We start from the raw sequence: 25,517 nt of genomic DNA on the forward strand, positions 1-25,517 counted from the left end.
GACGACGTAAACGATCGCCTTGAGCCGTGGCCAGCGGGCCGGGGCGATCGGGAACCATTTGCGGTCGGCCTCCAGCTGCACCTTCTCGTTGGCGCGGGTCTCGCCGTAGCAGCGGCTGGTGTCGGCGTCGATCTTGCGGGTGCGGGGCGTCTGTGCTCGAACCGGTGATCGACGACCTCCTCGAGCAGGCCGCCGTAGTGCTAGAGCCCTGACGGAATCGGCTTCTCCGGAACCCCTTCCGTCAACAGAGGACCGGGAAACGATGTACGCCGCGAGGTGATAACGGCGCGTTTGACCGGCCTTCAACCGGGTACGCAGCGGGAATACAAACCCGCTTGGGTTTACAGCCCGGCCGAAAGGAGCGCATCATGGCCGGCCACGACGACCAGCACGGCTGGTCCCAGGACATCGGCACCGAGGGCAACACCGCCGCCGAAGCCGGGAGAAAAGCGCGGGAGAAGCCGGAGCACGAACCCGACCCCCACCGCGACTACTCCCCGGGCGGCACGCTCTCCGACACGGACATCGAACCCGGCTCACCGTTCGGCGCGGGAGAAAGCACAACGCGCCGCGGCGAGGAAATCGGCCCGGAGCCCGGCGAGGCAGCCGAGGGCCACAAGGGCGTCTCGCAACGCCCCTACGGCAGTTCGCCCGATTAATACCCGAGGACCTGAAGTGACTTTAATACCCGCCAGGCCGGCACTGTTCCCCGGGCCAGTCGGCCGAAAAAGGTGACGAACCGAATTGGCATCACAAGAGCTACACAGAATTCTCCTCTCACACCCCGGACCTCGGTGCCCGCTTCGACCCGACCACCGAGCCGGGGTTTACAACGCCAGATAAGTCACTCATCCACGGAATCAGCCGGCGACGTGCGCGCGGCCAGGTCACCCATGCGCTCGAGCCTGTCGGCGCAATACACCGCAGCCAGCACGAGTCGCAGCTCATGGGCGACCGGGGCCTGCAACGCCAGCGGCGCCTCAGCGCGTTCTTCGCACTCGGCGCGCTGGAGATCCAGCTCGATGTCGCCCCCGAGCACCTGCTCGGCCAGATCCACGTCCGCAGTGAGCAACGCCGTCGTGGCCTGGCGCATCGCCTGCGCGCAGGCGACACATTTCGGTCATCTCGGCACCGAGTCGAACCAGCTCCTGACGGAACGCCTGTCGCGGACCGACCACAACCCTCTCGCGCGGCTCCAACCACCGCGTCAGCAGACTCGACGACCCGCCGGACGGCTACGACCGGGCAGGTCGGCCGGGTCTCCGGAGCCCCCATCGACCTTCCCCGATTACCCGGACCCAAGCCGGCGAAACGTCTTCATTCACAGCCGCGCCGGTGTGCTGCTCCGACACCTTTGGGCCGAGGGGGCTGAAGTGGGCCAACAAGAACCCTGCCCAGTCCGGAGGAGGGCGAAGAGAAGCGATCCGGCAACCGTCAGAGGCTGCCGAGCCGAAATTTGACCTCGACCTCGCGGCCGAGCCTCCGGTCCACAGCCCGGTTGCCATCGCTCCCGCGTCCGTCCGTCATCAGCCTCCCCACCGACGCAGGCCACCACCGACCCGCCGCGGCGGTTGAGCGCCGGCCGAACCGGGTACTTGCCGCTGCCCGGACACTCCGCTGATGATCTCACGCCGATCAAGTAACCAGAGCACCGCCGGAGACCGCCAGCGCGCGAGACTGAACACCCGCAGGCGAAAACCGCCGATTCGCCAGCGCAGAGAAAGTGAAACCATCGATGTTCACCGTCACCGAATCCGCCGCCGAGGCGATCAAGCAGCTCACCGCGGCCCAGAACGTCCACGCCGACGGCGGCCTCTGCCTCACGCTCGATGGCTCGCCAGAGGACGGTGCCGCGCTCACTGTCGACGTGACCGCGCACCCGGTGGTTGGGGACGATGTCGTCACGACCGCCGACGCCCATGTGTTCCTCGCCCGCGAAACCCGGTTCCGGCTCGCCGACAAAACCCTTGACGTTCGCAAAGACATCGACGGCCACTACACCTTTCTGATCACGACGACACATTGAGCACCACCGAAACTGCGTAGCCGGTCGAACCCGTCGGCATCATTCCGTCCATGAACGGCATCTGTTGGTGTAGCAGCACCTGCAAGTGTCTTCACCGCGATGCCCACCAGCCACCACGAGCGAAATCCGAGCACCGACCGCGCAGTCGATCAGGCAGTCGCGCTGCTCAGTTTCAACGGGTCCTTCGGCGCGCGCGCCCGGGCGTCGAGTATCTGGCGGCCCAGCTCCTGCAGTCGCTTGCGCCCCACCGCGGACCGTGTACCTCGGCTGCCCTGTCGCTTCAACGACGCCGAGCGCGAATGGAATTGGCCATGCCACGGTTCACGCTACGACGTCGACGGCGTCAGCCAGGAGCCGCGGTGAAGCCGCTGCACCAGGCCTCGCGGTGGCGAAGCGAAGACCACCACCAAAACGGGCGCGTTATTCCTCGAGCTTCCCGCCGACCGGCCGATGACCAGTGCTGGGCGCCACCCCTGCATACGACTGCGCCGTCGGTGGCCGGTGACTTCCCGGAGATTGCCGCGGGCTCGCAGGGCGAAAACTACTCTCCGGAGAGCAAATGGCCGAGCGGACCGAGATCGAGGTTCAGTTCCCGCCGTTCCAGGCCGAAGTGTTCGCACAGTTCCTCCATGCGCTGGTCGAGGCACATCAGCGTCTGCCCGATCTCCTCGATCTTGGCGTCGGGCAGGTCGCCGTGGTCGACTCGGCGCAGCGCCTGACGTTCCATGAGCTCGCGCAACAGCTCGACCACGGTCAGCACGAGGCCGACGAGGCTGCGTTCCGCCGTCTCGGGATCGATGTCGAGGTGGTGCTTGCGTTCGTCAGTCATGGCGCGGCTGCAACGCGGTGACCGAGGTGATGAGGGTACGCAAGGAAATGTGCACGAGGTCGACGTCGGCGATGGACAGCGTGATTTCCCCGCTCACCACGACACCGCCCGCCAGAACCCGGTCGAGCAGGTCGATCAGGGCGACGTTGCGGTCCCCCGCACGGGCCGGCAGGGTCATGATCCCTCCATGGACGAAAACGAGTATGGCGGCCACGGACCGGTCAGCCGCACGCTGAGCACGTCGCTGTCGCGGCCGCAGTCCGCCACGGTCTCGGCGAACCGGTCGGCCTCCCCGGCGTCGACCAGGTACGCGCCGTTGAGCACCATCGGGCCGTCCTCACCCGCCAGCGTCCGGCTCTGGGGCGGGTGCGTGCACGCGTCCGCCGCGAACTCCGACAGGACCGCGTGGACACGGTTCACCTGGTCGGCCGCCTGTTGCTGCCTGTCTTCGCGCGAGGCCAGTGCGCTGCGCCGGCGGGCCAGGTAGGCCGCGCCGGCGCCCGCACCCGATGTCGCGGTCCGAACGGGTTCGGGGGCGGTCTCGAGGAAGGCCTTCACACCCCACTCGACCCGTCCCTCGACGTGGTCCAGCGTGCGCGCGAAGTCCGCGGCGCGCGCCTCCACGGCCAGACGCACCGAAGTGTCGTCGTGATACACCGTCGCGAGCCGGACCGGCACCACGGGGTCACGCGCGCCCAGCGCGGCGATCACCGCGTCGTGCGCCCGGGCGACGACGGCCAGCCAGTCGAGGTCTTCGAGGTTGTACCGCAACGCTTCTTCGCCGAACGCGCTCAGCGGCACGTCGCCAGTCACCGCCATCAGGTCGCCGGCCTCGACCGCCCGGGGCGCCTCCCCCGCGACGCCGCACAGGTTCGCGAGTGAGCCCGGATCCACCGAGCGGGCCACGCCGTAGAGCCAGATTCCCTCAGCCGTGTTCATCGTCCTCCCCACCGTCCTCCGTGAACTCCGTTTCCCGGCCCGACTCGAGCTCCGCGACGCGGGCCCGCAGCTCTCGGTTCTCGTTCTGCAGCTTCCCGCTGTCGCCGTTCAGCCACGGATCGGTTTCCCACCAGTTGATGCCCACCTCCCGCGCCGTCTCGAGTGAGGCGATCACCAGCCGCAGCTTGATCGTCAGCAGTTCGATGTCGAGCAGGTTGACCCGGATGTCCCCGGCGATCACGAGGCCCTTGTCCAGGACCCGCTCGAGGATGTCGCCGAGGTTCGCGGGCTGGTGGTTCCCGGCGGCGCCGAGCCCGCTCTGAGACGTGGTGACCGGTTGTCCCGAAACCATGGTCAGCTCCCCTCGTTGCCGGATGCCTTGCCCCGCCCGTATCGCCTGGTCCGGCGGAAGGCCAGCAGCTCCCCCTCGCCGTCGAGCTCGATCTCGTAGAGCGCGAGGACGTCGGCCGAGGACGGGATGCGGCGCTCCTCGACGACCTCGACCTCGACGAGCCAGCCGTCGTCCAGGGGTTCGACCGACGTGATGCCCACGGGGTCACTCGAGACGAGGTCCTTCACGCTCCGCAGTGCCGCTGCCGCCGCTGCCGAAGCCACGAGCCCTTCGCGAGGCCGGCGCCGGGTCGCCTGAGCCCGCCCTTCACCCTTAGCGGCCGCCATCGGCCGTCACCTCTTCCTGTCGTGGGTCCGGCGGACCGGCCGGCCGGACGGCGCTCCGGTCAGCCGGCCCAGAACCCGTTGCTGCGCCTCGGCTTCCTCTTCGACCGAAATCTCGCCGGCGGCCCGCGCGCGTTCCACGGCCTCCAGCTCACGTCGCACGGACGCCGGATCGTGCAGTTCCTCGTCGACCCGCTTGCGGATGAGCTCACCCAGGGCGAGCACTCCCCGCACGGGGGCGAGCGGGAGGCCGAGGATGCCCGTCAGCAGGCCCACGGGTCACTCCGGGGTCCGCGTGACGACGAAGTCGTACGCCGCGAGCGGACCGAGCAGACGGACCTCGACCCGGCCTTCCCACTCCTTCGCGAGCTCGCCGACCACGTCTTCCAGCTCGTCCTGCCGCTCGACCTCCGCGAGCACGGCCAAGTGCACAGCCTCCTCGTCGTGGGTCGGCTGCCGCGCCGCGAGCTCCACGTCGAGGTCGGCCAGCGCGTCGGCCACCCGCTGCGTGTCGGCCGCCCGCTTCGCCTCGATGGCCTGGGTGATCAGCTCCCCCAGCGCCATCCGCTCGTTGCGGGTCGCTTCTTCGGGCTTGCCGCGGATCGCGTCCGCGAGCTGCCCCATCCGGTCGTTCTCGCCGATGATCTCGCGCAGGATCACCCGCTCGTCGTAGCGCGCCCGCACGAGGTACTCCGCCTTGCCTTCGAGCTGGTCGAGAGCGGAGGTGAAGTCGTCCTGGTTCGCGTCGAGCAGCTCCTCCTTCACGGCGTCCACATCGGACACCACGGCGCCGAAGCGCAACGGGAGCACCGGCAGTTCCGCCGCCGCGGCGTCGAGCAGCCCGGCGTGCGCGGACAGGTCCTCGGGCCGGCCGAGCGGTGCGTCCTGCGGGATCTCGCTGACCAGCGCGGCGATCGGACCGCTCGCCACAGTGCTCACCGAGGCCGGCGGATCGCCCACCCCCCTGATTTCCGGATCGAGCTCGACGTCGGAAGGCACGATCCCGTAGACGTAGACGGCCGTGCCGGTCTCCGTTTCCCCGTCGGTCTGGGTCTCGGTCTCGGTAGTCACTCCCTCATCGTCCCTTCCGGCCGCGGCCCGTGGGTTCTTCCTCTTCCTCGTCTTCGCCGAGGATGTCGCGCAGCTTGTCACCGGCCGCCTCGAGCGCGCCGCGTGTCTTGGCCTTCGCACCGCCGGAGTTCATGTCCTCGAGCAGGTCGGGCAGCCCCTTCTGCTCGGTGTCGGAGATGTCCAGCCGGTTCACGGCCTCCGCGAAGCGCAGGTAGGTGTCGACGCTGGCCACGACAACCCGGGCGTCGATGGTGAGCAGCTCGATGCCCACCAGGGACACCCGGACGTAGGCGTCGATCACGAGGCCCTTGTCCAGGATTGTGTCGATCACGTCGGCGAGGCCGCTCGAACTCGGCCGGTCGAGCCCGCCACCCCCGCCCGAGGGCTGTACAGCTGTCGTCATCGCGTGCTCCCTCGGCTTGTCCCGGCGCCCGCGCGGACGCGCCCGCGCCCACGGCGAGGCCGCTCGTCTTCGGTTTCGTCGGCGTCGTCTTCGGTCTCGTCGGTGTCGTCGTCGGCCTCTTCCGGCTCCTCCTCGGACTCCGCGTAGTCGTCCTCTCCGGAATTGGTATCGGCACCTCCTTCGCCCTCTTCGGACTCAGCGCGCACGTCGCGGTCCGTGTGCTCCTGGCCCTCCTCCTGCTCGACGACCTCCCCGTCGTGGATCTCGCCGTGCCACCCCTCGATGTCGTCGGGGTGCAGCAGGTCTTCTGTCATCACGTGCCGGCGGAAGTGCTTGAGCTCCAGCCGCGCGCGGCGGCCCTGAGCGCGCCAGATGTTGCCGGTCCGCTCGAGCAGGCCCTGGGGGTGATAGGCGAGTACCAGCACGACCTTGGTCAGGTCCGGGGTGAGCTCGTGGAACGTCACCGCACCGTCGACGTGACCCTTCGGCCCCTTGGAACGCCACACGATCCGCTCGTACGGCACCTGCTCCAGGATGCTGGCCTCCCAGATGCGGTGCGACCACAAGACCTGCGCCTTCCACTCGGTCTTCTCGTCGCTGACCTGCTCGACGTTGTTGACCTTCTTCATGAACGCCGGGAAATCCGTGAACCGCGTCCACTGGTCGTAGACGAGATCGATCGGCGCACCGATGTCGATCTCCTCGACGATATTGGTCAGCTTGACCTTGTTGCCCTTGCCCCCACCGCCGCCGGTGAAGGCGCTCTTCACCTTCTCCGCGATACCGGACAGGCCACCCTTGACGGCGCCCATCATGGCCTTGCCCTTCACGCTGGGCTTGCCGCCGGTGGCCGCCTCCAATAGCCCACCGCCGCCGTTGCCTTCCGCGAAGTCGGACAACCGGCCGGCCGTGGACGAGATCCTCTTGGTGAGAGAATTCGTCGCTCGGGTCATCGCTGCCTGCCCGAGACCGCGCAGGGCGTCGGTCAGCTCAGTCGAGTCCCCACCCCTCGCCCTCGACACGCTGCCGGTGGCCTTGCCGGCCGTATCCGAAACCTTGTCCGTGGCGTCCTTCAGGTGTTTGGTGACCATCGCGTTCACCTCCCAGCCCGGCGAACGGGGGCGCGGCGGGTGGCCGTGCGGGGACTGCTGGTGCTCTTTTCGCCGCCGTCATCCGACCGCTGTTCGTCGGACGCGTTGGAGCGCTGGCTGGGCGCCCGACGGCGCGGCAGGCGGCCGTCGTCTTCATTGTCGTCGTTCGCACGGGGGCTCGATGAGCGCCGTCGCCGGGGCTCCTCTTCGGCTTCGTCGTCTTCGCCGGGCTCTTCGGTTTCCATCTCCGGTTCTTCCTGCGGTTCGACATCGGTGTCCTCGTCGTCCGCCTTGCCGGACTTCTTGCCGGCTCTGAGACTGCCGCCGTCCTGGAGCCGTTCGCTCAGCGATTCGATCCGCCCGCTGGCCGCCGTCACCGCCGCGGACTTCGCCGCGGAGAGCAGCTCGTCCTTCGCCAGGGAAGTAAGCTGCCCGACCTCCGCCGACGAACTCAGCTGCTTCAGACCACTTTGGACGAGTTTCGTCGGCGACACCCCGGCCCTACCGGTGGCCCCGGCGGCCGCGATCATCAATGCCAGACGCATCTTCTTCGTGCGCCCCAGCAGATAACCGGCCGTGACGCCGAGCGCCATCCGTGTTCCTGCCTTCATCACCGCTCCTCCAGACTGTTGCGGTCGCGAGTTCCCCACACGCAACCCACACCCGCCGAAACAAGGCGAAGGGGAATGTGGCTGCGTCACCCAACCCAGCTACCCGGATTGATCGGGAGGAAAACACGAGATTACGAGAACTGGCTTCACCACAGGGGATAGGCACTTTGAAGAACTCCCCAACACGAAAGCCAAACATGATCTTTTCGGAACCGCGCAGACAGATGCACGTGCTATTTTACCGCCCAGTAGGAACGATTTTGCGAATGGCGGTATCGCATTGTGGACCGAGGGAGGCACTGAAATCGGCCGTTCGGCGCAACGCCCGCTCCGTCCTCGGTGCACGGTGAGCGGCGGGTTCCACGGCGGGAGTTTCCCCGCTCCGGCACCGGGTAGCCGGAGCAGGACCGGAGGAGGATCGTGTGCCCCTGCGCCAACCTGAGCTCGAAGCCGAAGCGGACACGGAGGTGCAACCGGCTGCGCGCCCGGTTCGCCGCAGCGCCATGGCTCACGCGCTTCCTCGGTGAACGCCACGGCCTCGAACTCGACACCGAAGGCCTTCGCGTCGGCCTCGGCCCCTGGGTCGTCTCGACGCCACTCAGCAACTTTGCCCGGCGCGGAGGTGTCCGGACCCTTCAGCGCCGTCCGGGTCCTCGGGGTTCGGCTCTCCGCGGTCGACCGAGGGCTCACGCTCGGCACCAGCACCGAGCGGGGCATCTGCATCCGTTTCAACGTGCCGGTGCCGGGTATCGACCCGTTCGGACTCATCCGCCACCCCGGGCTGACGGTGACGGTGGCCGAACCGGACCTCGTCGCGGAAGCGATTTACACCATCGCACGCGGCTGACCGCGGTCGGCACCACCCACCGCATCCCTTGCGGACCGTCGCTTCGGCTCGTCGGGAGCGGGTAGGCCGAGATCATGAGCGAGCGAACGCAGGTGACCCTCCGGCCGTACGCGACCCGCTGCCGCTGGGATTCGTCTGCTTCGGCATCGGCATGGCCGTGCTGGGCGGCATCGGGCTCGGCCTGATCGACGGCGACCAGTTGCGCACGACGGCATCCTGCTGGCCGGTTTCGTGTTCCCGCTGGAGTTCCTCGCGGCGGTCGTCGCGTTTCTCGCCCGCGACACGGGAGCGGCAGCCGCGCTAGGGCTGTTCACGACGTCGTGGCTCGCACTCGGCGCGGTGGACATCGTGGCGCCACAGGACCAGACCAGCCCGGCTCTCGACTGCTACCTTGGGGCGTTCGCGTGTGCGCTCGTGCCACTGATCATCGTCGCGTTCCTGGGCAAGAGGCTGCTCGGAATCGCGCTGACGGTGTCCGCGGCCCGCGCCGCGCTCGCTGCCGCGGCCGAGTTCGGTGCGCCGCAAGCCGTGCAGCTCGCGAGCGGCTGGGTCGCACTCGCGCTGTTCGCGCTGGCGCTTTACGCCGGCACCGCGTTCCTCGTCGGGGACGTGCGGCAGCGCACCACCCTGCCGGTCTTCCGGCGCGCCAGCGCACGCAAAGCCCTCGAAGGCGATCTTTCGGTGCAATCCGCTCGGTTGCCGCACGAAGCGGGCGTCCGAAACCAGCTGTGACGGACGTGTAACCCGTCCTGGGTCGGGTAACCGCCGCCCGAGTCGTGCGCCGAGCCGGGGACGTCAGCCGTGCCCCAGTCCAGCGTTCGCGTCGAGCCGATCCGCCCGAGCCCCCGGCAGACGCCTCGCGGAGCCGTGTTCCTGGCCCTGCTGCGCAGTTCTGGTTGACGTTCATCGGGTTCCGCCTGACCTTCCTGGTACAGCACTGGCTGGGCGCCGAAGGGACGCCGCGCCGCTACGCCGACTACCTGTCCACCGACGGGTTCACGGCGCCCAACATGGTCTCGACCATCGGATCGTTCGTGCCGGGCGCGTCCATGCTGCCGTTCATCTGGAACGCGGTGAAGAGCTACCGGTTCGGTGAAGTGGTGACTGTCGACGACCCGTGGGGCTTCGGCAACTCACTCGAATGGGCGACCACCTGCCCACCGTCGCGGCACAACTTCCCCTAGTGGCCCCGCATCCGCTCCGGGCCAGCGGCCTTCGAGCTGCACTACCCGGCGATGGCTGGGCGACTCGAGCAAGAGAAGCGCGTCACTCGGCGCGAAAAGCACCGGGTGCGGATGTAGGTGCCGGCCGTCGTCCGGGCCGGCAGAGTCGAGGATTACGCCCGTCTGCCACGGGAAATCCGCGAACAGGAAAGGAGGGCTTTACCCGTGACCGAACCCGACCAGCCCCACGACGCCGCTACGCCCGACGCGGCGGAGACGGATCCGGCCGCGCTCAGCGCCGCCGAGGATCTCGACGAGGACGAGCTCCAGGCCGATCCCCTCGAAGCGGGGATGGACCCGCCGGAGCACTGGAGCGGGGTGACCAAGTACGGCATGACGCCCCGCGAGGAGGCCGACCCACGCCCCCTGGACGAACGGCTCGCCGAGGAACGCCCCGACCCCGCCACCCGAGGTCGCACAGCGCAACCTGGAAGCGGCCGACGATGCCGACGCACGATCCGGTGCGGGCACTCTGTAGGTGGCAGCGCGAAACTGCCGGGTCCGTCGCGGGGCCCCCTGGCGGTTTTCACTGCGCACTGCGGGCAGCTCTGACTGACCAGGCCGGGCCTGCGCGTCCTGGGCGATCACCCCGGCCACCCGGCGAGGTCGTGCCCGTCAATGACCAGCGAGCGACGCACGCTGCGGTCGGACATCGTGCGCAGCGGCCAACTGTCCACGTACGCGAAACGGCGGGTGAAGGCATAGCCGGCCGACGGCTGGCCTCGTAGCAGCTCCCGGCGTCACCTTCACGAGCCTTCATCCCTGTCCACCAGGTGCGCCCACCAGCCGGAACGTCGGTTTCACTTGACCAAGTGACGGGGTAATTCGATGGTCGATAGATCGGAGGCCCGCGGAGCGAGGGGAGCAACCATGTCGTTGGTGGACGCACAGACCGAGCGGACGAGCTGGCCGGCGCCGGCTCCTCAGCGCATGCCCGACGGCGTTGACGGCGCGGCGGTGCTCGCGGAAGAGAACCGGCAGCTTCGGGAGGCGCTGCAGTCCCGAGGGGTGATCGAGCAGGCCAAAGGCGTGCTGATGGCCCAGCGCCGCTGCGGCCCGCAGGAGGCGTTTGACGTGCTCGTGACACTGTCGCAGGACACCAACGTCAAGCTCCGCGACGTCGCACGAGCGTTCCTCGACGAGTTCCTCGCCACCGCGCCCGAGCAATCGCACGGCGGCCCCGCAGCCCCTGCTTGACCGCGAGGCCACCTGCGGACACGTCACTTCCCGGCCACACGGTGGCCCGTCACCAGCGCGCCACCCAGGGCCTACCCGCGCATCCCCACGGGAAACACGACGAACGGTGGGGTCCGGCGCCGAGGGCAAGGCAGCGCACCCTTGGCGGGCGGCCAACAACAAAGCCGCTGATCGCCGATTGGGTGTGGCGCCCGCACCCGGACCGCCCGTCGATATCCCCTACCTGACGATAAAACTTTCCGCTGCCACCAGCCCCCGGAGCACCGTTGCCTACTCAGCGTGACTCCGGCAGGCGAGTCGAAACTTCGCGGGTCCGGAGTAGGCGACCAGTCCCCCGCACCGCGACGTACATCCGTTCGGGTGGCATCACCGGAATGGACGAGTGCGGCCGCGCCGACGGGGTATGCGGCGGGGACCTCGACCCGTCAGGGGGAATCACGTTGAACCGGATGCTGATCAGCCAGGAGAGCCGGCCCGTCGCGTGCAAGGAGTGCAGCGCGCCCGCGCTGCGCGTGGCCCGGCTCGTCTCGAGCGACGGACGGCTGCTCGGCCAGACGGTGTTCTGCGCCGAATGCCGACGCCGTCGTCGGGAGCACGAACCCGCGGCCGGCGTCGCCCCGACTTCGCCACTACCGTAGGCCGGCACGGGTGCACGACGCTGCGCGTACCGGCGGGACCGCGTTGGTACGCGCAGCGTGTGCCTGCGCTGCTGCGGTCATCACGTCGATCCCCGCACGGCGCGGGCCGGCCGGCTCAGCTGGAGCCGGCCACGGGCGTCGCCACGAACCGGGCGGACGGCACGACCTCCCCACCTGGCAACCGCAGTTCCACAGCGCCCTCGACGAGGGCCGGCCCAACCGGAACCACGGGCACCCGCCCCACGCGCCCGGGCGTCCCCTCGGCGGGGCGCCGGCCCTCGCGGTAACGGAGCCCGCGAACGCACCAGTGCTTCTGCATGGGTCCAGGGCCCGAGTGCCGAGCGGCGGCGTGGCGGCGCTCGGCGTCGAGCGGCGCCCGGTTACCCGCGCAAGACCGAGCTCCGGGCCACCACTCAGGCTGTGGCGCTGCGGATCTTCAGCGGATCCTTCGGCGCGTCCGAGCGGGCGTCGAGCATTTCGCGCCCGAGCTCCTGCAGGCGCTTGCGGCCCATCGCCTTGCGGACCTCCGGGAACCACTCGCCCTCTTCCTCTTCGACGTGGTGACGCACGTTCTCTATTAGGACGGTGACCTTGGCGTCGAAGGTCTCGTCCGCGGGGTCGAAGCCCTGCAGCTCCGACAGCAGCCAGACCATCACGTGGTGTTCCTCGACGCTTTCGAGCACGTGGTCTTTCTCCTCAGGCGCGGCGTCGCGCGCAGCCGGGTAGAAGATCTCCTCTTCGAGGTACGTGTGGACGGTCAGCTCCTCGATCATCGCGTCGACAAGCCGGCGCTTCTCCCGGTGTGCCGAGTCACCGGCCTTCTCGAACTGCTTGAACACCTTTTCGACGTTCTTGTGGTCTTGTTTCAGCAACACGATCGCGTCGGTCGACACGGGCGCCTCCTTCAGTCGCGCCCGGATTACCCCCGGGCGCGAGGGTGAAACGCCCGGGGTTTGCGCTCACCCCACGGGGGAACCACCCGGGGATGACCCACTTGCCCGCCCCGCTGTCGTTGTGGATCGACACCGCGCCCGCACCGGAACGCAGCTCGGGGCCGCCACCGGCGTGGGCCGAGGTCGCCGTGCTCGGGGCCGGGATCGCGGGTCTGACCACGGCAGTGCTGCTGGCACGGGCCGGGAAGTCGGTGCTCGTCCTGGAGGCCGACCGGGTGGCGAGCGGCGTATCCGGGCACACGACGGCGAAGGTGAGCGCCCAGCACGGTGTGAAGTATGCCGAGCTCGAGGCGCGCCACGGTGCGGACGCCGCGAAGGCCTACGCCGAAGCGCAGTCGGCGGCGCTGGAGTGGATCGCGGCGGAAGCGGGCATCGACTGCGCGTTCACGCGCGCGCCCAGCTACGTCTACACGACGCGGGCGGGGACCGTGGACAAGCTCAAGCGGGAAGCCGACGCGGCCACGAAAGCCGGGCTCCCGGCGGCGTACGTGAAGGACGTCGAGCTGGACGTGCCCGCCCTCGGTGCCGTGCGCGTCGCCGGGCAGGCGCACTTCCACCCCCGCCGTTGGCTCCTCGGGCTCGCCGCCGAGGTCGAACGCGCGGGCGGCACCGTCCTCGAGCACACGCGCGCGCTGAGCCTCGACTTGCGCGGCCGGGTCGTGCGGACGTCCCAGGGCGACGTCGAGGCCGACGACGTGGTGGTCGCCACGCACTACCCCGTGTTCGACCGCGGGCTCTACTTCGCCCGGCTCGACCCAGTGCGCGACCTGGTCGTCGCGGGCCCGGCGGCCGGCGACCGCGCGCCGGACGGCATGTACCTCGACGCCGACACCCACCACTCGGTGCGCGCCTACGCCGCCGGCAGGACCCCGACCGTCGTCGTCGGGGGCGAGCACTACCGCGTGGGCTCCGAATCACACATCGAGGCACGCTACGAACGCCTCGCCGCCTGGGCCGGCGAACACGCAGGCGTGCACCACGTCACCCACCGCTGGTCCGCGCACGATCTGTCGACTTTGGACGGACTGCCGTACGCCGGCCGCTATCTGCCCGCCTCGGCCCCGCTGTGGGTCGCCGCGGGCTTCGGACAGTGGGGCATGACCGGAGGCACGGCGGCAGGTCAGGTCGTCGCCGCCCGCATCCTCGGCGATGACCACCCCGCGGCTGCATTGTTCGATCCCAACCGCTTCGACGCGCGCTCGGTGCTCAGCCTCGCCGAAGACGCCTTCGAGGTCGGCCGCCACCTCGTCGGTGACCACGTGTCCGTGCTGCAGCAGGGTCGCTCTCTGGACCAGGTGCGGCCGGGGCAGGGCGCCGTGGTCCGCGTGGGCGCCGAACTAGTCGCCGCCTACCGCGCCGAGACAGGTGACCTGCACACCGTCGAAGCCCACTGCACGCACCTCGGCTGCCTGGTGACCTTCAACGACGCGGAACACACCTGGGACTGCCCGTGCCACGGCTCCCGCTTCGACCCCGACGGCGCCGTCGTCCAGGGCCCCGCCGTCCGGCCGTTGCGCCGTCATCCGCGCTGACTCACCGGCGATCATGGACGCGACGAGCAACCACCCCGAAGCGTGGTTTCGGCGGCCACACCAAGGGTATTTCCCGGGGATGACGCGGCTGCGACGCAGCACCCTGACCGGCCCCGGCATCCGGCGAGTGCGGCGCGGGCGCGGGTTCTCCTTCCGGCGACCCGCTCACCGAACCCGGGGTTCTGGAACGAATCGAGGGCCTGGCCATCCCTCCGGCGTGGCGGGACGTGTGGATCGCGCCACACCCGAACGGCCACATCCAGGCCGTCGGCACCGACGCCGCTGGCCGGCGGCAGTACCTATACCAACGCAGTGGCGCCGCGATCGCGACGAGGAGAAGCACGACCGGGTGCTGGCCATGGCGAAGCGTCTGCCCGAATGGCGGGCACAGGTCGAGGACGACCTCGCCGGACGAGGGCTGACGGAACGCCGAGTGCTCGCCGCCGCGCTGCGCTTGCTCGATCGGAGCATCTTGCGCACCGGCGGCGAGGAGTACGCCGAGGAGAACAGCACCCACGGCGTGGCGACGCTGCTGCGCGAGCACGCCTGTGTGCGCGACGGTGCCTGCGTATTCGAGTACCCGGCCAAAGGCGTCGCCGCCCGGGCGGTGTCGATCGACGATCCGGCGCTGGTGAAGGTCCTGCGGTCCCTGCTGCGCAGCCACGCGACCGGCTGCTCGTCTACCGCACACGCTCAGGTTGGCACGAGATCCACGCCGCCGACGTCAACGAGCGGTTCAAGGAGCTCGCCGGTGAAGACTGCACTGCCAAGGACCTGCGCACCTGGAACGCCACCCTGCTCGCCGCGGGCGCGTTCGCCACGGCCGACGAACCGGAGTCGAAGGCTGCGGCCAAACGCGCGGAGGCGGCTGTGATGCGCCAGGTCTCCGAAGCGCTGGGCAACACTTCGGCCGTATGCCGTGCGTCCTATGTGGACCCGCGGGTGGTCGAGGTCTACCGATCGTCACGGACGATCAGCCGGGCCCTGAGGCGTGCCGCGAAAGCCGAGGGCGACGACGCCCGCGCGGTCCTCGAGCGCGCCACCATCCGGCTGCTGAGCCGCACGAAGAACCAGTAACCTGCCAGGCCGACAGGCGGGCAACGGAACCTGGCCACCCGGAGACCCCACGCCGAAGAGCACTCGTGCGGGCGATGCCGTTCACCGTCAGCGGCGAGGTCAAGCCGGTCGAGCAGCACATCCACCGCTTCCTCGTCGGGCCGGGCGGCGCGTGTTTACTCGGCGAGTCCAGGGGAATTCCTGGGCGGTACACCACTTCCCCCAGCCGTGAGGAGGAGCTCTATGTCCGCTGTCCGCGACTACCTGATCGACGTCGAATATCCCTGTGGGCGCGAAGAACTGCTCCGCTCCGCCGCCGCCCACGGAGCCGGTGACCAGATCATCGGCCACTTGGGCAAGCTGCCCGAGCAGGAGTACGCGGACGCAGAGACCGTCCAACGGCTGCTCGGCACCGATTCGCCATGACCTCGACCGGGGATGGCCGGGCACATGTCCAGCGTTGCGCAGCGTGTGCTTGAACGGCTCGACGCGAACCGCCCGAAACGGACAGCGAAGCACGGCCCGCGATGTTCGGCAAAGTCGCCGTCCCTTTGACGGAGTTTCTGTGGGCCGTACACCTCGAACCGCGGCCCCCGGGCACCTGCGGCCTGTGCCTCGGCTACGCCGGTCTGAACCGGCTGGTGGCTGAGACCGGGCAACGCGAGGAATCTGGTCAGGGCCGCGGCGAGCATCGTTTGACCACTCGTCAAGCGGCGGGCTCGACACTCGCACGCTCGCTGCAGAGGCTCATCGGCGCCGGCCCAGGAACGGACTTGACCAGTGTGGCGGCGACCCCGGCCGCGGTCGTCATGACGCGCTTCCACTTCACCGGCAGGTCGCCGGTCATCACGACGGGGTCGGGCGGGGACGCCGTAGACCTCGCATTCGTCCGGAGCAGGAAAACGCACCGAGCCGCCGACCCGCGCGCCCTACGTGGTCGAAACCGAGCCGAACCGGGTAGCCGCCCAATATGACGGAAGAATCTTTGATCGTGATCGGCAGTGGCCCGGCCGGGTTATCCGCCGCCCGGGCTTACCGCGAGGCGGGCGGCGCGGGCAGGGTGCGCATCCTCTCCGCCGATCCTGCGCCGCCATACAAGCGTCCGCCCCTGTCGAAGGACTTCTTGCGCGGCGAGAGCGACGAGGCGGACCTCGCGCTCGACGGCCCGGGTGAGGACGTCGATCTCGTCTTGGGTGATCCGGTCGTCGCGCTCGGCACGCACGAGGTCCGGACCGGCTCGGGGGCGGCCCACGAGTTCACGAAGTGCGTGCTAGCGACCGGCGCGGAACCCCTGCGGCCACCGGTTCCCGGCGCCGACCACCCCGACGTGCGCTGCCTGCGCTCGCTGCACAGCTCCCGCGAACTGAGAGCCGCCGCGGCCGGCGCCCGCAGCGCCGTCGTGGTCGGCGCGGGCTTCATCGGCTGCGAGGCGGCGGTGTCGCTGTCGCGGCTGGGCCTGCAGGTGACCGTTTTGTGCCCCGATTCCGTGCCGCAGGAACCCCGGCTCGGACGCTCGGCCGGTGAGCTGATCCTCCACTGGCTCAAGGCCGAAGGGGTCAGCGTGCTGCGCGATACCCGCCTCGAGGCTGTGACCGGCGGCCACCGGATCCACACCGAGCTCACCCCCGCGCTCGACACAGACCTCGTGCTGCTCGCCACCGGCGTCCGCCCCCGCGTCGAACTGGCCGCACACGCCAGACTGGCCCTCGAGCACGGCCGCGTGCGCACCGACGACCACCTGCGCACCAGCCGCCCCGACGTATACGCGGCCGGTGACGTCGCCTTCGCCCACAACCCGTCAGCCGGACGCTCCCTCGCCGTGGAGCACTGGGGTGAGGCACTCGCCATGGGCGAAGTCGCCGGCCGGTCGGCGGCGGGCACCGACGCGTCGTGGGACGCCGTCCCCGGGTTCTGGTCCGAAATCGGCGACCAGGTCCTCAAATACGCCGCGTGGGGTGACGGCTACGACCACGCCCACCCGGTGTCCCACGACGGAGGATTCACCGTCTGGTACGAACGGGGCGCCGAGCTCGTCGGCGTGCTCACCCACGGCGCCGACGAGGACTACGAACGCGGCCGCGCCCTGATCCGCGACCACCGGCCCGTGCCGGCGTAACCGCCGTCAGCCGGCTGGCGTCGGACCGGACGCCCGTGGCCGGCGGGTGCTCAGGAAGAGGTTACGCGCAGAGTGCGCAGCCGCGAATCGGCTGGGTCCGGCACGTACGGGTCGCCGGTTCCCCAGGGGCAGCACCGTCTCAGCTCGTGACCTGCGCAAGCGTCAGGGTCACCAGCCGGGGGCGCGGCCGTCATCTCGCGCTTTGGCATTAGGTTCTCCTCGGATGCTGATCGACGGTGTGTGCCACTCTTCGTGGAGCTCTCAGGCGGAGGGCTGCAGCAGGATCTTTTGGGCGCCCTCGAGCTTCTTCTGGAAGATGTCGTACGCGCGCGGCGCGTCGGTCAGCGGCAGCTTGTGCGTGGCGAAACCCTCGACGCCGAGCGGGTCGTCTTCGGCGGTGAGGGCCGGCATGATGTCGTCGATCCAATGCCGCACATTGGCTTGGCCCATGCGCAGCTGGATCTGCTTGTCGAACAGTTCCATCATCGGGATCGGGTCGACCATGCCTCCGTACACGCCGGACAGCGAGATCGTGCCGCCGCGGCGCACGCTGTCGATCGCGGCGTACAGCACGCTCATGCGGTCGATACCCGCCTTCTCGGTGATCTTTGCGCCGATCTGCTGCGGCAACAGGGCGACGAGATTGTGTGCCAATCGGCCGATCGGCGCACCGTGGGCCTCCATGCCGACGGCGTCGATCACCGCGTCCGCACCCCGCCCATCGGTGAGCTGCCGGATCGACTCGGCGATGTCCTTGTGGTCACGGATGTCGAGGGTGGTGGCGCCGTGCGAACGCGCCCGCGCGAGCCTGTCCGGTACGAGGTCGACGCCGATCACCTCGCCGGCCCCGCGGTGCGGCGCGATGCGGCAGGCCATCTGCCCGATCGGCCCGAGCCCGAACACTACGACCGAACCGCCGTCGGGCACATCCGCGTACTCGACGGCCTGCCACGCCGTCGGGACCACGTCGGAAAGGTAGACGAACCGCTCGTCCGGCGGGCCATCCGGGACCTTGATCGGCCCGTACTGGGCCTGCGGCACCCGCAGGTACTCTGCCTGCCCTCCGGGTACCTGGCCGTAGAGCTTGGTGTACCCGAGCAGCGACGCGCCCTTGCCCTGACTCGTTACCTGCGTTGTCTCGCACTGCGATTGCAGGCCACGTTCGCACATCCAGCAATGACCGCACGAGATGTTGAAGGGGACCACGACGCGGTCGCCGGGCTTGATCCCGGTCACGCCCGCACCGACTTCCTGTACCACGCCCATCGGCTCGTGCCCCAGGATGTCGCCCTCGGTCATGAACGCGCCAAGTACTTCGTACAGGTGCAAATCCGACCCGCAGATCCCAGTGGACGTGATCCGCACGATCGCGTCCGTCGGCTCCTGAAGCTTCGGGTCGGGCACTGTGTCCACGCGGACGTCGCGCTTGCCGTGCCAGGTCACTGCCTTCATCGATCTCCCTTTCACCGTGGAGAAAGCCAACTGGTTCCGGGATTTCCTGACGACCGGCGGGGCAAACGCGATTCACCTGTCCGCAACCGGCTTATGTGGACTGCTCAGGCTGTCGCGTTGTGCACTTTCAGAGGGTCTGCGGCGCCCGACGCTGCGGGTAGTGCATGCTCTGCGATGGTTTCTGCAGACGTTTGCATCCATCACGCAGCGCACCCGAGCACGGCGACCTGCTCGCCGACCTACACGACACGCGCGTGGCGCTGCCCGACCGCTGACCCCACCGCGGCCGGGCACCGCCGGCACGGCTGCTCAGCCGGGGATGCTCGACCCGCTACGCCCTGGCGGTAGGCCACTGCTTGAGCACGACGAGCGGCGCCGCCGCCGCAGGCCACACCTGAACCCGTACCAGCTCCATGGTTGCAGGGTCTTCGTCGGAATCGATATCCAAACGACTCGCAACTCCCAGGTTCGACTTCGCCACCCGCAGCCGCAGCCACCCGGTCGGAACAGCGAAACGCGCCGCGTCAGGCTCAAAATCCGTACAGCCCATCACCACCAGGCGGCCGGATGGAACCTGCACGCTGCCTTCGACAACGTGGTCAAAGGCGGTGCTGTCGTCTGCTGGAGCCTCGTCCAACACTTCGACCGCGACCCGCACGAACACGTTCGCCATGGTGCCGACAGCAACAGCGTCCCCGGCTACTGCGAGCTGGTCCGCCATCGCCTCCTCCGTCCACACCTCCCCCAGATCGGTTACAGACCCCTCATCGAACACGTGGATCTGGTGGTAGTCCGCGAACAGCTTCAACTCATCTGACACCAAGCCATCCTGCCGCAGGCCACTAGTCCTCGGCTGACCGCCAGCTGGCGTTGTCCCGCCGCAGTCCCTGGCCAGATCCGGGCGAATATCGCACGGTTCGAATAAGCGCATTGCGCCAGCTGCGAAACCCGTCACCAGCACGCCCTGAGCCCCAGGTCAGGGGTTCGTCGGTGCCTCGCCGCGTTTCAGGGCGGCGATGGTGGCCCGGATCCTCTCTTCTTCCTCGTCAGCGGCTGAGCCCATGCCGGTGACCCGGTCCATGTGGACGACCAGGAGGGCTTCAAGCCGATTCAGCCATTGGGCGTTCGATTCGCCGGGTCTCTGCTGTACCTGGTCAGCCATGCCCTCAGCGTACGGCTTCGCCTGCCGTTACAGGCGACCGCGAGCGCGCCGGGTTCCTCGTTATCGACGCCGACGTGCTGCGCGTGCACTGCGCGCCCGAGCTGGTCGTGCCGGGCATGCAGCACGTGGATCCCCCGAAGCGGAGCCCGGGTGGCGCAGCGTGACGCGCTCGGAATACGAGGCCACGATCGAGCGGGTCTACTCGACCACCTCGACCCAATGCAACCGGGTCATCGCGCGTCGCCCCCTTCACCGGGGCCGGTCGGGGACTGTGCCCGACCGTCATCCGCCTGGGGCAGCCGCGCGCCATCGCTTTACGGCGTGCACTCACCGCCGGATCGCGTACTGACTGGACAGCTGCTTCGAGTTCGCGATCACATCGTCCCAGGGCACCACGAAGCCGGTGATCTCTGCCGAGCACCCCGCGCACAGCACGGTTGACCGGACTACCTCGGACGCGCGCCGTCTACGTCGGCACCACTTACTCGATCAGTACTTGGCCAGGTCCTGCACGATTGGGCCCGAGGTGGGCACGCGAAACCACCACCACCCCCTACCGGTGAGGTCGATCCGAGCAATCTTCGCGATGCGGTCGCCCGGGTCGTCGGCAGTGAAGGACCGGAACAGGTCATCGCCCGGCGTGACGTACCGACGAACCTTGTCAGCGAGCCCGGGCCTGAGCCGGCGGAGTGCGTCCTCCACAAAGTCGCGCATGAAGAGCGCCCCGGCCAGGTCATGCTCGGTCCAGACACTGCGATCGGCATGAGGTAGCCCGCGATCTCGGTCGAGCTTCTCGACCTGCAGCGACCAAGCTCGACTCAAGCCGATAGCGTCAGGCTTGCCATTGTCGCCCGGCTCGGGCTTGTTCTCCGCGATCTCGGCGAGCTCGTCATCGGTAAACAACGCCCGGACCTCTTCGGGCAGGTCATCGTGCATGGGCAGCAGCAGCGTCGTAACCCTTACGGGTGGCACTAAAGGCATCGTGGTCGACCATGCTCGAGACAGTAGTTCCTGACACCGAGGCGAGCCGTAGTCCGGAGAAGTACGTCGCCGGGACCAGGCTCGGACTTCTGGCACTTGAAGCACTTCTTCGCCCCACCGCCACCAGCGCAACAGGTCGTAGGCGTAGGTCCGCACACTCGCCGTGCTGGTGGGCCTGGCCGCGAGATCGGCTAAGAACTCCGCGATCGCAGGCACTACGGCGTTGTCCGGGTCGACCACCAACCACGCCGGGCCACTCGACCACGGGACAACCCGCCCCCACCAGGGCAGGCGCACAAGATCCAACGGCAACTGAGCAGGCACAACGCACTCCGACGACTTCGGCGATCACGACGACCGAAGTCTCGAACCATGTGTCCGGCGTCAGCTGACGACGCACCGGCGTGTCGCCCCGTAGTCCGGTCAACGGTGTGGCGCAAGTACCGTCAGGTGTGGCTGTCCAGCCCGGCTCGACTCGTGCGCGGCATCGTGCAGATCGGGCAGGGCACCGTGTCGCTCGTCGCCGACCAGGTCACCCGCTGAACCTGAAGAGCCTCGCGTCGACGTCGCGCGACTTTCGGTGACCGTTCACCGGGGCTGCTGCCCGCCGGGGTGTCCCAAGCCCGGCGGGCAGCAGCGGCTCGCACGTCGGGAGCGGCTCAAGGACGGGGAGATTCAGCCGATGCCGGTGACCTGCAGGGCGGTGGTCCAGTTGCTCTTGATCGCGGAGCGGGCGGCCGACAGGGTGATGGTGCCGGCGCAGACGGCGTTCTTGAGCTTGGTTTCGGTGCCGTCCTTGGTGTGCGCGGTCTCGCTGCCGGAGTAGGGCTCGGGCCACAAAATCTTCGGATCCCGGGGCGCGCCGCCCAACTCGAGCGGCACCATGTGGTCCTCTTCGTAGTCGGCCAGGCTGGTGTCGCTGTAGCCGTAGTCGGCGATGCCCTGCACCTTCAGCGGGTTGGTGTAGGAGGTAGGCGGGCGCACCGTGGCGGTCCAGCCGGACACGCAGATCGTGGAGTGGATGTTGGACTGGGTGACGTCGGGGTTGTAGGTGCCCGGGTTCAGCTCGCATCGGGCGGCGGCAGACGGGACGTGGAGCAGGTCGCGGCCAGAGCCACACCACCGGTCACGATCACCCCGCCACCGGCGAGAGCGACAGCGGCGAAGACCGCGGTGACCGACCGCACGACAACGCGCATGAGAACCTCCGAGAACCGTCCCCGGGCCGGGTCGCCGGGCTGTGGACATCGCACCTCATCGGCCGTGACCAGGAAAAGAACCACCGGCGTGAACACCCCGTGTCAGCATCAGCTCACGGACACGAACATTCCCGCTGTCAACAGCCGGATGGCCGACAACCTTCGGAGCGAACCGCCCGGCGCACCCATAACCGGCCACCCGTGAGCGTCTTGCAGTGCGGGCTTGCTGGCCCTCCCGACCGCCGCACGGCCACCTCTTCGCGGCGCAGGCCGGTTCCGCCGCGCAACCCGGCGCGCCGGCGGGCTGGACCCGCGCCCGGTGGGCACGCAGGAAGCCGGCGAGGCCGTTATCACCGTCTGTCACGCTGACCAGGGTAATCGGTACCCGCGCCGACCTGCTCCGTCGTCACCCTGCCTGGGTGTGGCACTCCTAGGCATCCGCGCCCTTCTCCGGTACCAGTCGTCCCGGCACGCTCGAAACCATGTGCACCACCTTCACCATGACCATCCAAGGCTCCCCCGTCGACGGTACTTCGTTCTTCGACGTGATCGACCCCGCCGACGAAACCGTCGTCGCGACGGCCCCGAACGCCACTCCCGGGCAGCTCGACGCCGCCGTGTCCGCCGCGCGCGCCGCCGCACCCGGGTGGGCCGCACTGCCGCTGCCCGAGCGTGCGGGCCACCTGCGCGCCATCGCCGATACAGTTGACGAGCACCTCGGAGAGCTGCACCAGCTGATCACCGCCGAGCAGGGCAAGTCGCCGGATCTGGCCGCGGACGAGGTCCGGGACCTGAGTCACTGGCTCCGCGAAACCGCCACGCTGGACCTCCCAGAAACGGTCAACGAAAACAGCGAGGAACGCCGCTCGATCACCCGTCGGGTGCCGCTGGGCGTGATCGCGGCCATCACGCCGTGGAACTACCCGCTCGGACAGCTGTCCTTCAAACTGGACCCGGCCCTGCTGGCCGGCAATACCGTGTCGTGAAGCCCTCGAACCTCGCCCCGCTGGCCGTCCTCCGGCTCGGCGAGCTGTTGCGCGGGGTGGTTCCAGACGGTGTGGTCAACGTCATCTCCGGCGACGACGCGCTCGGCCCGCTGATGACCGGCCATCCCGGATTCGACAAGATCAGTTTCACCGGCTCGACCCCGATCGGACGAGCGTGATGGCCAGCGCCGCGCCGACCCTCGCCAGTGTCACCCTGGAACTCGGCGGGAACGATCCCGCCATCGTTCTCCGGGACGCCGACATCCCGGCGATCGCCACGCAGCTGTTCTGGGCGGCTTTCGCCAACGCCGGGCAGATCTGCCTGGCGGCCAAACGAATCTACGTCGACAGCAGCCGATACGATGAGCTCGCCGCGGCGCTCACCGGTTTGGCCCGCACCGTCGGCACCGAAATCGGCCCGGTGTCCAACCGCCGCCAATACGAAGCCGTGCTCGATCTCATCCAGGACTCGAAAGACCACGGCCACACCTTCCTCACCGGCGGCATGCCCGGCGGCGGAAAGGGGTTCTTCCTCCACCCCACCATCGTGGACGATCCGCCGGAAAGTGCGCGGATCGTCCAGGAGGAACAGTTCGGCCCGGTGGTCCCGCTCGTACGCTACGAGACCGTGGACGAGGTGCTGAGCCGCGCCAACGCCGTCGACCACGGGCTCGGCGCCTCGGTGTGGTCGGCCGACACGGCCGCCGCGTCGGCAGTAGCCGGGCAGTTGGAGGCTGGAACGGTCTGGGTCAACGAAGTGATGCACCTGTCGCCTCTGGTGCCCTTCGGCGGACACAAGCAGTCAGGCATCGGAGTCGAAAGTGGGAACGCCGGCCTGCTGGAATTCAGCCAGCCGCAGACCATCACACTGAGAAAGAGCGCATACCCGGACTGCAGCACATCAGCAGCTGAACCAGACGTGATCAATTTGCATCGCAGATCAACGGAGGACGCATGAACGAGTCTCAGCAGAACAAGGCGCTGGTACTGGACTTCTACATCGATCTCTCGGCTGGAAACCTCGAGGGGGCGATGAGTCGGCTGGACGAGAATCTGGAATATCGAATCGGAGGCCACTCCACCGAGTTCCCGCTGGCCGGGACACACTCCAAGTCGGAGCTGATCGAAATTCTCGGCGCGATCGGCGCGGCCATCCCCGGCGGCGTCCACGTGGAAATCTTCAACACTATCGCCGAAGGAAGCCAGGTGGTGGTCGAGTTCATCGCCCGCGGAGTCTCCGTCAGCGGCAAGACTTACGAGAACCGAGTGGCCTTCTCCTGTGAGATTCTCGGTGGGAAAATCCGGAAAGTGCGAGAATATCTTGACACGCTTCATGCGAACACTGTCCTGATGGAATAATCGCATCCTCCTCCGCCTCGCCACGCTCCGCCGTATCCGGTTCCACGATCTCCAGCACTCGGCGGCGACGGCCCTCCTGGAGGAGGGCGTCGAACTCGTCGTGATCAAGGAACTCCTCGGCCATGCCCACATCGGTGTAACCGCGACGGCATACGCCCACGTCCGGCTCCGCCTCCAACGCGACGCCATCGACCTCCTCGGCAACGCCCTCCGCAACCCACCTGACCCGACGACGGCGACGAACCACCCCTTTGTGCAGCACCCGTCCGCTGACGTCGCCGTCAACTACTGCCGTCAGACACCCCAGAGGCCCCACCGGAACCCCATCCGGCGGGGCCTCACCTTTCACGATCTCTCTGCGGCAGTTTCTACGAAGGCAGCGCCAAGAATTCGTCGATCAGTCGCAGCAAATCATCGACCAGTAGCTCTTCTCGATCGGGTGGAATCTGATCGAGGGGAAGCCTTCCTTCGATCACTTCCGGCATCCGCACAGATGCCACGAGGTACGCCCAATGAAGATTCGACTCACCCCCGCGAATTCGTTCGGCAAGCCAGCGCTGGAACCCCTTCAAAGGCCCGCCGTCCAGTGCGACATTGAACCCCTCAATGAAGGAGACAGCCGTTGAGTACCTGTCATCAGGGAGGTACATCCTGCGCCGATACTGCAGGTGATCGCAGAGTTCTTTCAGATTCACTCGATCACCCTTCAAGGATTACATGAAGTGAAGGAGAGGTAATCGCCATACTGCCCGCTGCGCCCAATATTGATCAATGGGCATTCTTTTTTTCCGGAGATCACTTCACCAGAGTAACTGACGCGCATCTGATGTGCACACTCCCCCAGCACCCGGATTCTCGATGTCGCCGGTGGTTGATCACGTTGCCGCACTGCGCATGATTGCTGCGTCGCAACCTGAGCGGCGTGGGCGAGCTCGGCCATCCGACACAACCAGATGCCCCACACTCGACGCCCTCTCCAGGCCGGGCACGGCAACCCGAGCGAGGTCGGCGACCGCCGCAGCGGGTCAGTGGGTCGATTCGACGAAACGCCGGGCCGGTCGTTGTCGCCAGGACTGCTAGTACTGCAACGGCAGTTAGGTGAGTGGGTAGCCGCGTCGTTTGTAGTGGCTGAGTCGGGCTTGGTGTTGTCGTCGGCGGCGCCAGTGTGACC

At 68.4% G+C, this 25,517-nt stretch carries 29 protein-coding genes and 4 pseudogenes; 15 read left to right on the forward strand and 18 right to left on the reverse strand.

Annotation, left to right across the window (positions count from 1 at the left end; genetic code table 11):
* Positions 1 to 368: 368 nt before the first annotated feature.
* Positions 369 to 659, forward strand: a complete 291-nt coding sequence (locus AB0K15_RS46865; protein WP_364067501.1) for a hypothetical protein — start codon at positions 369 to 371, stop codon at positions 657 to 659.
* A 185-nt stretch (positions 660 to 844) separates the two neighbouring features.
* On the opposite strand, the gene AB0K15_RS46870 is transcribed toward AB0K15_RS46865, so the two are convergent.
* Positions 845 to 1,057: a PhoU domain-containing protein gene (locus tag AB0K15_RS46870; RefSeq protein WP_364067503.1), complete on the reverse strand. Its 213-nt coding sequence runs from the start codon at positions 1,055 to 1,057 to the stop codon at positions 845 to 847.
* Between the two features lie 678 nt (positions 1,058 to 1,735).
* On the opposite strand from AB0K15_RS46870, the gene AB0K15_RS46875 reads away from it, so the two are divergent.
* Positions 1,736 to 2,026 (forward strand): iron-sulfur cluster biosynthesis protein, encoded by a 291-nt coding sequence (locus AB0K15_RS46875; protein WP_364067505.1) that lies wholly within the window; start codon positions 1,736 to 1,738, stop codon positions 2,024 to 2,026.
* A gap of 541 nt (positions 2,027 to 2,567) precedes the next feature.
* On the opposite strand, the gene AB0K15_RS46880 is transcribed toward AB0K15_RS46875, so the two are convergent.
* From AB0K15_RS46880 to AB0K15_RS46925, 10 genes are read right to left on the reverse strand one after another with little or no spacing between them, the layout of a single operon-like run.
* Positions 2,568 to 2,855: a gas vesicle protein K gene (locus AB0K15_RS46880; RefSeq protein ID WP_364067507.1), complete on the reverse strand. Its 288-nt coding sequence runs from the start codon at positions 2,853 to 2,855 to the stop codon at positions 2,568 to 2,570.
* Positions 2,848 to 3,033, reverse strand: a complete 186-nt coding sequence (locus tag AB0K15_RS46885; protein ID WP_364067509.1) for a gas vesicle protein — start codon at positions 3,031 to 3,033, stop codon at positions 2,848 to 2,850. The genes AB0K15_RS46880 and AB0K15_RS46885 overlap by 8 nt, the downstream gene beginning before the upstream one ends.
* On the reverse strand, positions 3,030 to 3,794 hold the full coding sequence (locus AB0K15_RS46890) for a GvpL/GvpF family gas vesicle protein (RefSeq protein ID WP_364067511.1): 765 nt from the start codon (positions 3,792 to 3,794) through the stop codon (positions 3,030 to 3,032). Before AB0K15_RS46890 ends, AB0K15_RS46885 begins: the two co-directional genes overlap by 4 nt.
* Positions 3,781 to 4,146: a gas vesicle protein gene (locus AB0K15_RS46895; protein ID WP_364067513.1), complete on the reverse strand. Its 366-nt coding sequence runs from the start codon at positions 4,144 to 4,146 to the stop codon at positions 3,781 to 3,783. The genes AB0K15_RS46890 and AB0K15_RS46895 overlap by 14 nt, the downstream gene beginning before the upstream one ends.
* 2 nt (positions 4,147 to 4,148) lie before the next feature.
* Positions 4,149 to 4,472 carry a gas vesicle protein GvpO gene (gene gvpO, locus AB0K15_RS46900; RefSeq protein ID WP_364067515.1) on the reverse strand — a complete coding sequence of 108 codons (324 nt, stop codon included), beginning with the start codon at positions 4,470 to 4,472 and terminating at the stop codon, positions 4,149 to 4,151.
* A 6-nt stretch (positions 4,473 to 4,478) separates the two neighbouring features.
* Positions 4,479 to 4,745, reverse strand: coding sequence for a gas vesicle protein GvpG (locus tag AB0K15_RS46905; protein WP_364067517.1), 267 nt, complete (start codon positions 4,743 to 4,745; stop codon positions 4,479 to 4,481).
* 3 nt (positions 4,746 to 4,748) lie between these two features.
* Positions 4,749 to 5,540, reverse strand: coding sequence for a GvpL/GvpF family gas vesicle protein (locus AB0K15_RS46910; protein WP_364067519.1), 792 nt, complete (start codon positions 5,538 to 5,540; stop codon positions 4,749 to 4,751).
* Between the two features lie 4 nt (positions 5,541 to 5,544).
* A complete protein-coding gene (gene gvpJ / locus AB0K15_RS46915) occupies positions 5,545 to 5,943 on the reverse strand; it encodes a gas vesicle protein GvpJ (protein ID WP_364067521.1) in 399 nt (132 codons plus the stop codon).
* Complete coding sequence (locus tag AB0K15_RS46920) at positions 5,940 to 7,034, reverse strand: SRPBCC family protein (RefSeq protein WP_364067523.1); 1,095 nt, start codon at positions 7,032 to 7,034, stop codon at positions 5,940 to 5,942. Before AB0K15_RS46920 ends, gvpJ begins: the two co-directional genes overlap by 4 nt.
* Before the next feature lie 5 nt (positions 7,035 to 7,039).
* The gene (locus tag AB0K15_RS46925) at positions 7,040 to 7,627 is read right to left on the reverse strand and encodes a hypothetical protein (protein ID WP_364067525.1); all 588 of its coding nucleotides are present in this window, start codon (positions 7,625 to 7,627) and stop codon (positions 7,040 to 7,042) included.
* 640 nt (positions 7,628 to 8,267) lie between these two features.
* On the opposite strand from AB0K15_RS46925, the gene AB0K15_RS46930 reads away from it, so the two are divergent.
* The 6 genes and pseudogenes from AB0K15_RS46930 (at position 8,268) to AB0K15_RS46955 (ending at position 11,550) form a co-directional block, all read left to right on the forward strand.
* Positions 8,268 to 8,492, forward strand: a complete 225-nt coding sequence (locus AB0K15_RS46930) for a hypothetical protein (protein WP_364067527.1) — start codon at positions 8,268 to 8,270, stop codon at positions 8,490 to 8,492.
* A gap of 231 nt (positions 8,493 to 8,723) precedes the next feature.
* Positions 8,724 to 9,224: a hypothetical protein gene (locus AB0K15_RS46935; protein WP_364067529.1), complete on the forward strand. Its 501-nt coding sequence runs from the start codon at positions 8,724 to 8,726 to the stop codon at positions 9,222 to 9,224.
* A gap of 158 nt (positions 9,225 to 9,382) precedes the next feature.
* A pseudogene (locus tag AB0K15_RS46940) lies at positions 9,383 to 9,793 on the forward strand (cbb3-type cytochrome c oxidase subunit I); the annotation flags it as partial.
* An 87-nt stretch (positions 9,794 to 9,880) separates the two neighbouring features.
* A complete protein-coding gene (locus tag AB0K15_RS46945) occupies positions 9,881 to 10,267 on the forward strand; it encodes a hypothetical protein (protein WP_364067531.1) in 387 nt (128 codons plus the stop codon).
* A 327-nt stretch (positions 10,268 to 10,594) separates the two neighbouring features.
* On the forward strand, positions 10,595 to 10,912 hold the full coding sequence (locus tag AB0K15_RS46950) for an ANTAR domain-containing protein (protein WP_364067533.1): 318 nt from the start codon (positions 10,595 to 10,597) through the stop codon (positions 10,910 to 10,912).
* Between the two features lie 449 nt (positions 10,913 to 11,361).
* The gene (locus AB0K15_RS46955; RefSeq protein WP_364067535.1) at positions 11,362 to 11,550 is read left to right on the forward strand and encodes a hypothetical protein; all 189 of its coding nucleotides are present in this window, start codon (positions 11,362 to 11,364) and stop codon (positions 11,548 to 11,550) included.
* Positions 11,551 to 11,963: 413 nt separating this feature from the next.
* On the opposite strand, the gene AB0K15_RS46960 is transcribed toward AB0K15_RS46955, so the two are convergent.
* The gene (locus tag AB0K15_RS46960; protein WP_364067538.1) at positions 11,964 to 12,443 is read right to left on the reverse strand and encodes a hemerythrin domain-containing protein; all 480 of its coding nucleotides are present in this window, start codon (positions 12,441 to 12,443) and stop codon (positions 11,964 to 11,966) included.
* Positions 12,444 to 12,535: 92 nt separating this feature from the next.
* On the opposite strand from AB0K15_RS46960, the gene AB0K15_RS46965 reads away from it, so the two are divergent.
* From AB0K15_RS46965 to AB0K15_RS46980, 4 genes and pseudogenes are all read left to right on the forward strand, one after another.
* Positions 12,536 to 14,035, forward strand: a complete 1,500-nt coding sequence (locus AB0K15_RS46965; RefSeq protein WP_364067540.1) for an FAD-dependent oxidoreductase — start codon at positions 12,536 to 12,538, stop codon at positions 14,033 to 14,035.
* A gap of 79 nt (positions 14,036 to 14,114) precedes the next feature.
* A pseudogene (locus tag AB0K15_RS46970) lies at positions 14,115 to 15,112 on the forward strand (DNA topoisomerase IB).
* Positions 15,113 to 15,334: 222 nt separating this feature from the next.
* Positions 15,335 to 15,517 (forward strand): DUF2795 domain-containing protein, encoded by a 183-nt coding sequence (locus AB0K15_RS46975; protein WP_364067543.1) that lies wholly within the window; start codon positions 15,335 to 15,337, stop codon positions 15,515 to 15,517.
* A gap of 544 nt (positions 15,518 to 16,061) precedes the next feature.
* A complete protein-coding gene (locus tag AB0K15_RS46980) occupies positions 16,062 to 17,207 on the forward strand; it encodes an FAD/NAD(P)-binding oxidoreductase (protein ID WP_364067545.1) in 1,146 nt (381 codons plus the stop codon).
* Positions 17,208 to 17,468: 261 nt separating this feature from the next.
* Here AB0K15_RS46980 and AB0K15_RS46985 read toward each other — a convergent pair whose 3' ends face one another.
* The 5 genes from AB0K15_RS46985 to AB0K15_RS47005 form a co-directional block, all read right to left on the reverse strand.
* Complete coding sequence (locus tag AB0K15_RS46985) at positions 17,469 to 18,659, reverse strand: zinc-dependent alcohol dehydrogenase (protein WP_364067547.1); 1,191 nt, start codon at positions 18,657 to 18,659, stop codon at positions 17,469 to 17,471.
* Positions 18,660 to 18,990: 331 nt separating this feature from the next.
* Positions 18,991 to 19,479 (reverse strand): hypothetical protein, encoded by a 489-nt coding sequence (locus AB0K15_RS46990; protein WP_364067549.1) that lies wholly within the window; start codon positions 19,477 to 19,479, stop codon positions 18,991 to 18,993.
* A 156-nt stretch (positions 19,480 to 19,635) separates the two neighbouring features.
* Complete coding sequence (locus AB0K15_RS46995) at positions 19,636 to 19,821, reverse strand: hypothetical protein (protein WP_285967388.1); 186 nt, start codon at positions 19,819 to 19,821, stop codon at positions 19,636 to 19,638.
* 489 nt (positions 19,822 to 20,310) lie between these two features.
* Positions 20,311 to 20,757, reverse strand: coding sequence for a hypothetical protein (locus AB0K15_RS47000; RefSeq protein ID WP_364067551.1), 447 nt, complete (start codon positions 20,755 to 20,757; stop codon positions 20,311 to 20,313).
* A 720-nt stretch (positions 20,758 to 21,477) separates the two neighbouring features.
* A complete protein-coding gene (locus tag AB0K15_RS47005; protein WP_364067554.1) occupies positions 21,478 to 21,807 on the reverse strand; it encodes a hypothetical protein in 330 nt (109 codons plus the stop codon).
* A 694-nt stretch (positions 21,808 to 22,501) separates the two neighbouring features.
* Between AB0K15_RS47005 and AB0K15_RS47010 the strand changes: the two are divergent.
* The 3 genes and pseudogenes from AB0K15_RS47010 to AB0K15_RS47020 form a co-directional block, all read left to right on the forward strand.
* Positions 22,502 to 23,945, forward strand: a pseudogene (locus AB0K15_RS47010) (aldehyde dehydrogenase family protein).
* The gene (locus tag AB0K15_RS47015) at positions 23,942 to 24,346 is read left to right on the forward strand and encodes a nuclear transport factor 2 family protein (RefSeq protein WP_364067556.1); all 405 of its coding nucleotides are present in this window, start codon (positions 23,942 to 23,944) and stop codon (positions 24,344 to 24,346) included. Before AB0K15_RS47010 ends, AB0K15_RS47015 begins: the two are co-directional and overlap by 4 nt.
* A gap of 4 nt (positions 24,347 to 24,350) precedes the next feature.
* Positions 24,351 to 24,500, forward strand: a pseudogene (locus tag AB0K15_RS47020) (tyrosine-type recombinase/integrase); the annotation flags it as partial.
* Positions 24,501 to 24,714: 214 nt separating this feature from the next.
* Here the strand turns inward: AB0K15_RS47020 and AB0K15_RS47025 are convergent.
* The gene (locus tag AB0K15_RS47025; RefSeq protein ID WP_364067558.1) at positions 24,715 to 25,041 is read right to left on the reverse strand and encodes a hypothetical protein; all 327 of its coding nucleotides are present in this window, start codon (positions 25,039 to 25,041) and stop codon (positions 24,715 to 24,717) included.
* Between the last annotated feature and the right edge of the window lie 476 nt (positions 25,042 to 25,517).

Source organism: Amycolatopsis sp. NPDC049253 (assembly GCF_040678995.1).
Classification (GTDB): Bacteria; Actinomycetota; Actinomycetes; order Mycobacteriales; family Pseudonocardiaceae; genus Amycolatopsis.

Bases quoted from the DNA above. Each gene is read 5' to 3' on its own strand.
- AB0K15_RS46865 (WP_364067501.1), top strand. From the start codon at position 369: ATGGCCGGCCACGACGACCAGCACGGCTGGTCCCAGGACATCGGCACC.
- AB0K15_RS46875 (WP_364067505.1), top strand. From the start codon at position 1,736: ATGTTCACCGTCACCGAATCCGCCGCCGAGGCGATCAAGCAGCTCACC.
- AB0K15_RS46880 (WP_364067507.1), bottom strand. From the start codon at position 2,855: ATGACTGACGAACGCAAGCACCACCTCGACATCGATCCCGAGACGGCG.
- AB0K15_RS46885 (WP_364067509.1), bottom strand. From the start codon at position 3,033: ATGACCCTGCCGGCCCGTGCGGGGGACCGCAACGTCGCCCTGATCGAC.
- AB0K15_RS46890 (WP_364067511.1), bottom strand. From the start codon at position 3,794: ATGAACACGGCTGAGGGAATCTGGCTCTACGGCGTGGCCCGCTCGGTG.
- AB0K15_RS46895 (WP_364067513.1), bottom strand. From the start codon at position 4,146: ATGGTTTCGGGACAACCGGTCACCACGTCTCAGAGCGGGCTCGGCGCC.
- gvpO (WP_364067515.1), bottom strand. From the start codon at position 4,472: ATGGCGGCCGCTAAGGGTGAAGGGCGGGCTCAGGCGACCCGGCGCCGG.
- gvpJ (WP_364067521.1), bottom strand. From the start codon at position 5,943: ATGACGACAGCTGTACAGCCCTCGGGCGGGGGTGGCGGGCTCGACCGG.
- AB0K15_RS46920 (WP_364067523.1), bottom strand. From the start codon at position 7,034: ATGGTCACCAAACACCTGAAGGACGCCACGGACAAGGTTTCGGATACG.
- AB0K15_RS46925 (WP_364067525.1), bottom strand. From the start codon at position 7,627: ATGGCGCTCGGCGTCACGGCCGGTTATCTGCTGGGGCGCACGAAGAAG.
- AB0K15_RS46955 (WP_364067535.1), top strand. From the start codon at position 11,362: ATGCTGATCAGCCAGGAGAGCCGGCCCGTCGCGTGCAAGGAGTGCAGC.
- AB0K15_RS46965 (WP_364067540.1), top strand. From the start codon at position 12,536: ATGACCCACTTGCCCGCCCCGCTGTCGTTGTGGATCGACACCGCGCCC.
- AB0K15_RS46975 (WP_364067543.1), top strand. From the start codon at position 15,335: ATGTCCGCTGTCCGCGACTACCTGATCGACGTCGAATATCCCTGTGGG.
- AB0K15_RS46980 (WP_364067545.1), top strand. From the start codon at position 16,062: ATGACGGAAGAATCTTTGATCGTGATCGGCAGTGGCCCGGCCGGGTTA.
- AB0K15_RS46985 (WP_364067547.1), bottom strand. From the start codon at position 18,659: ATGAAGGCAGTGACCTGGCACGGCAAGCGCGACGTCCGCGTGGACACA.
- AB0K15_RS46995 (WP_285967388.1), bottom strand. From the start codon at position 19,821: ATGGCTGACCAGGTACAGCAGAGACCCGGCGAATCGAACGCCCAATGG.
- AB0K15_RS47000 (WP_364067551.1), bottom strand. From the start codon at position 20,757: ATGCACGATGACCTGCCCGAAGAGGTCCGGGCGTTGTTTACCGATGAC.
- AB0K15_RS47015 (WP_364067556.1), top strand. From the start codon at position 23,942: ATGAACGAGTCTCAGCAGAACAAGGCGCTGGTACTGGACTTCTACATC.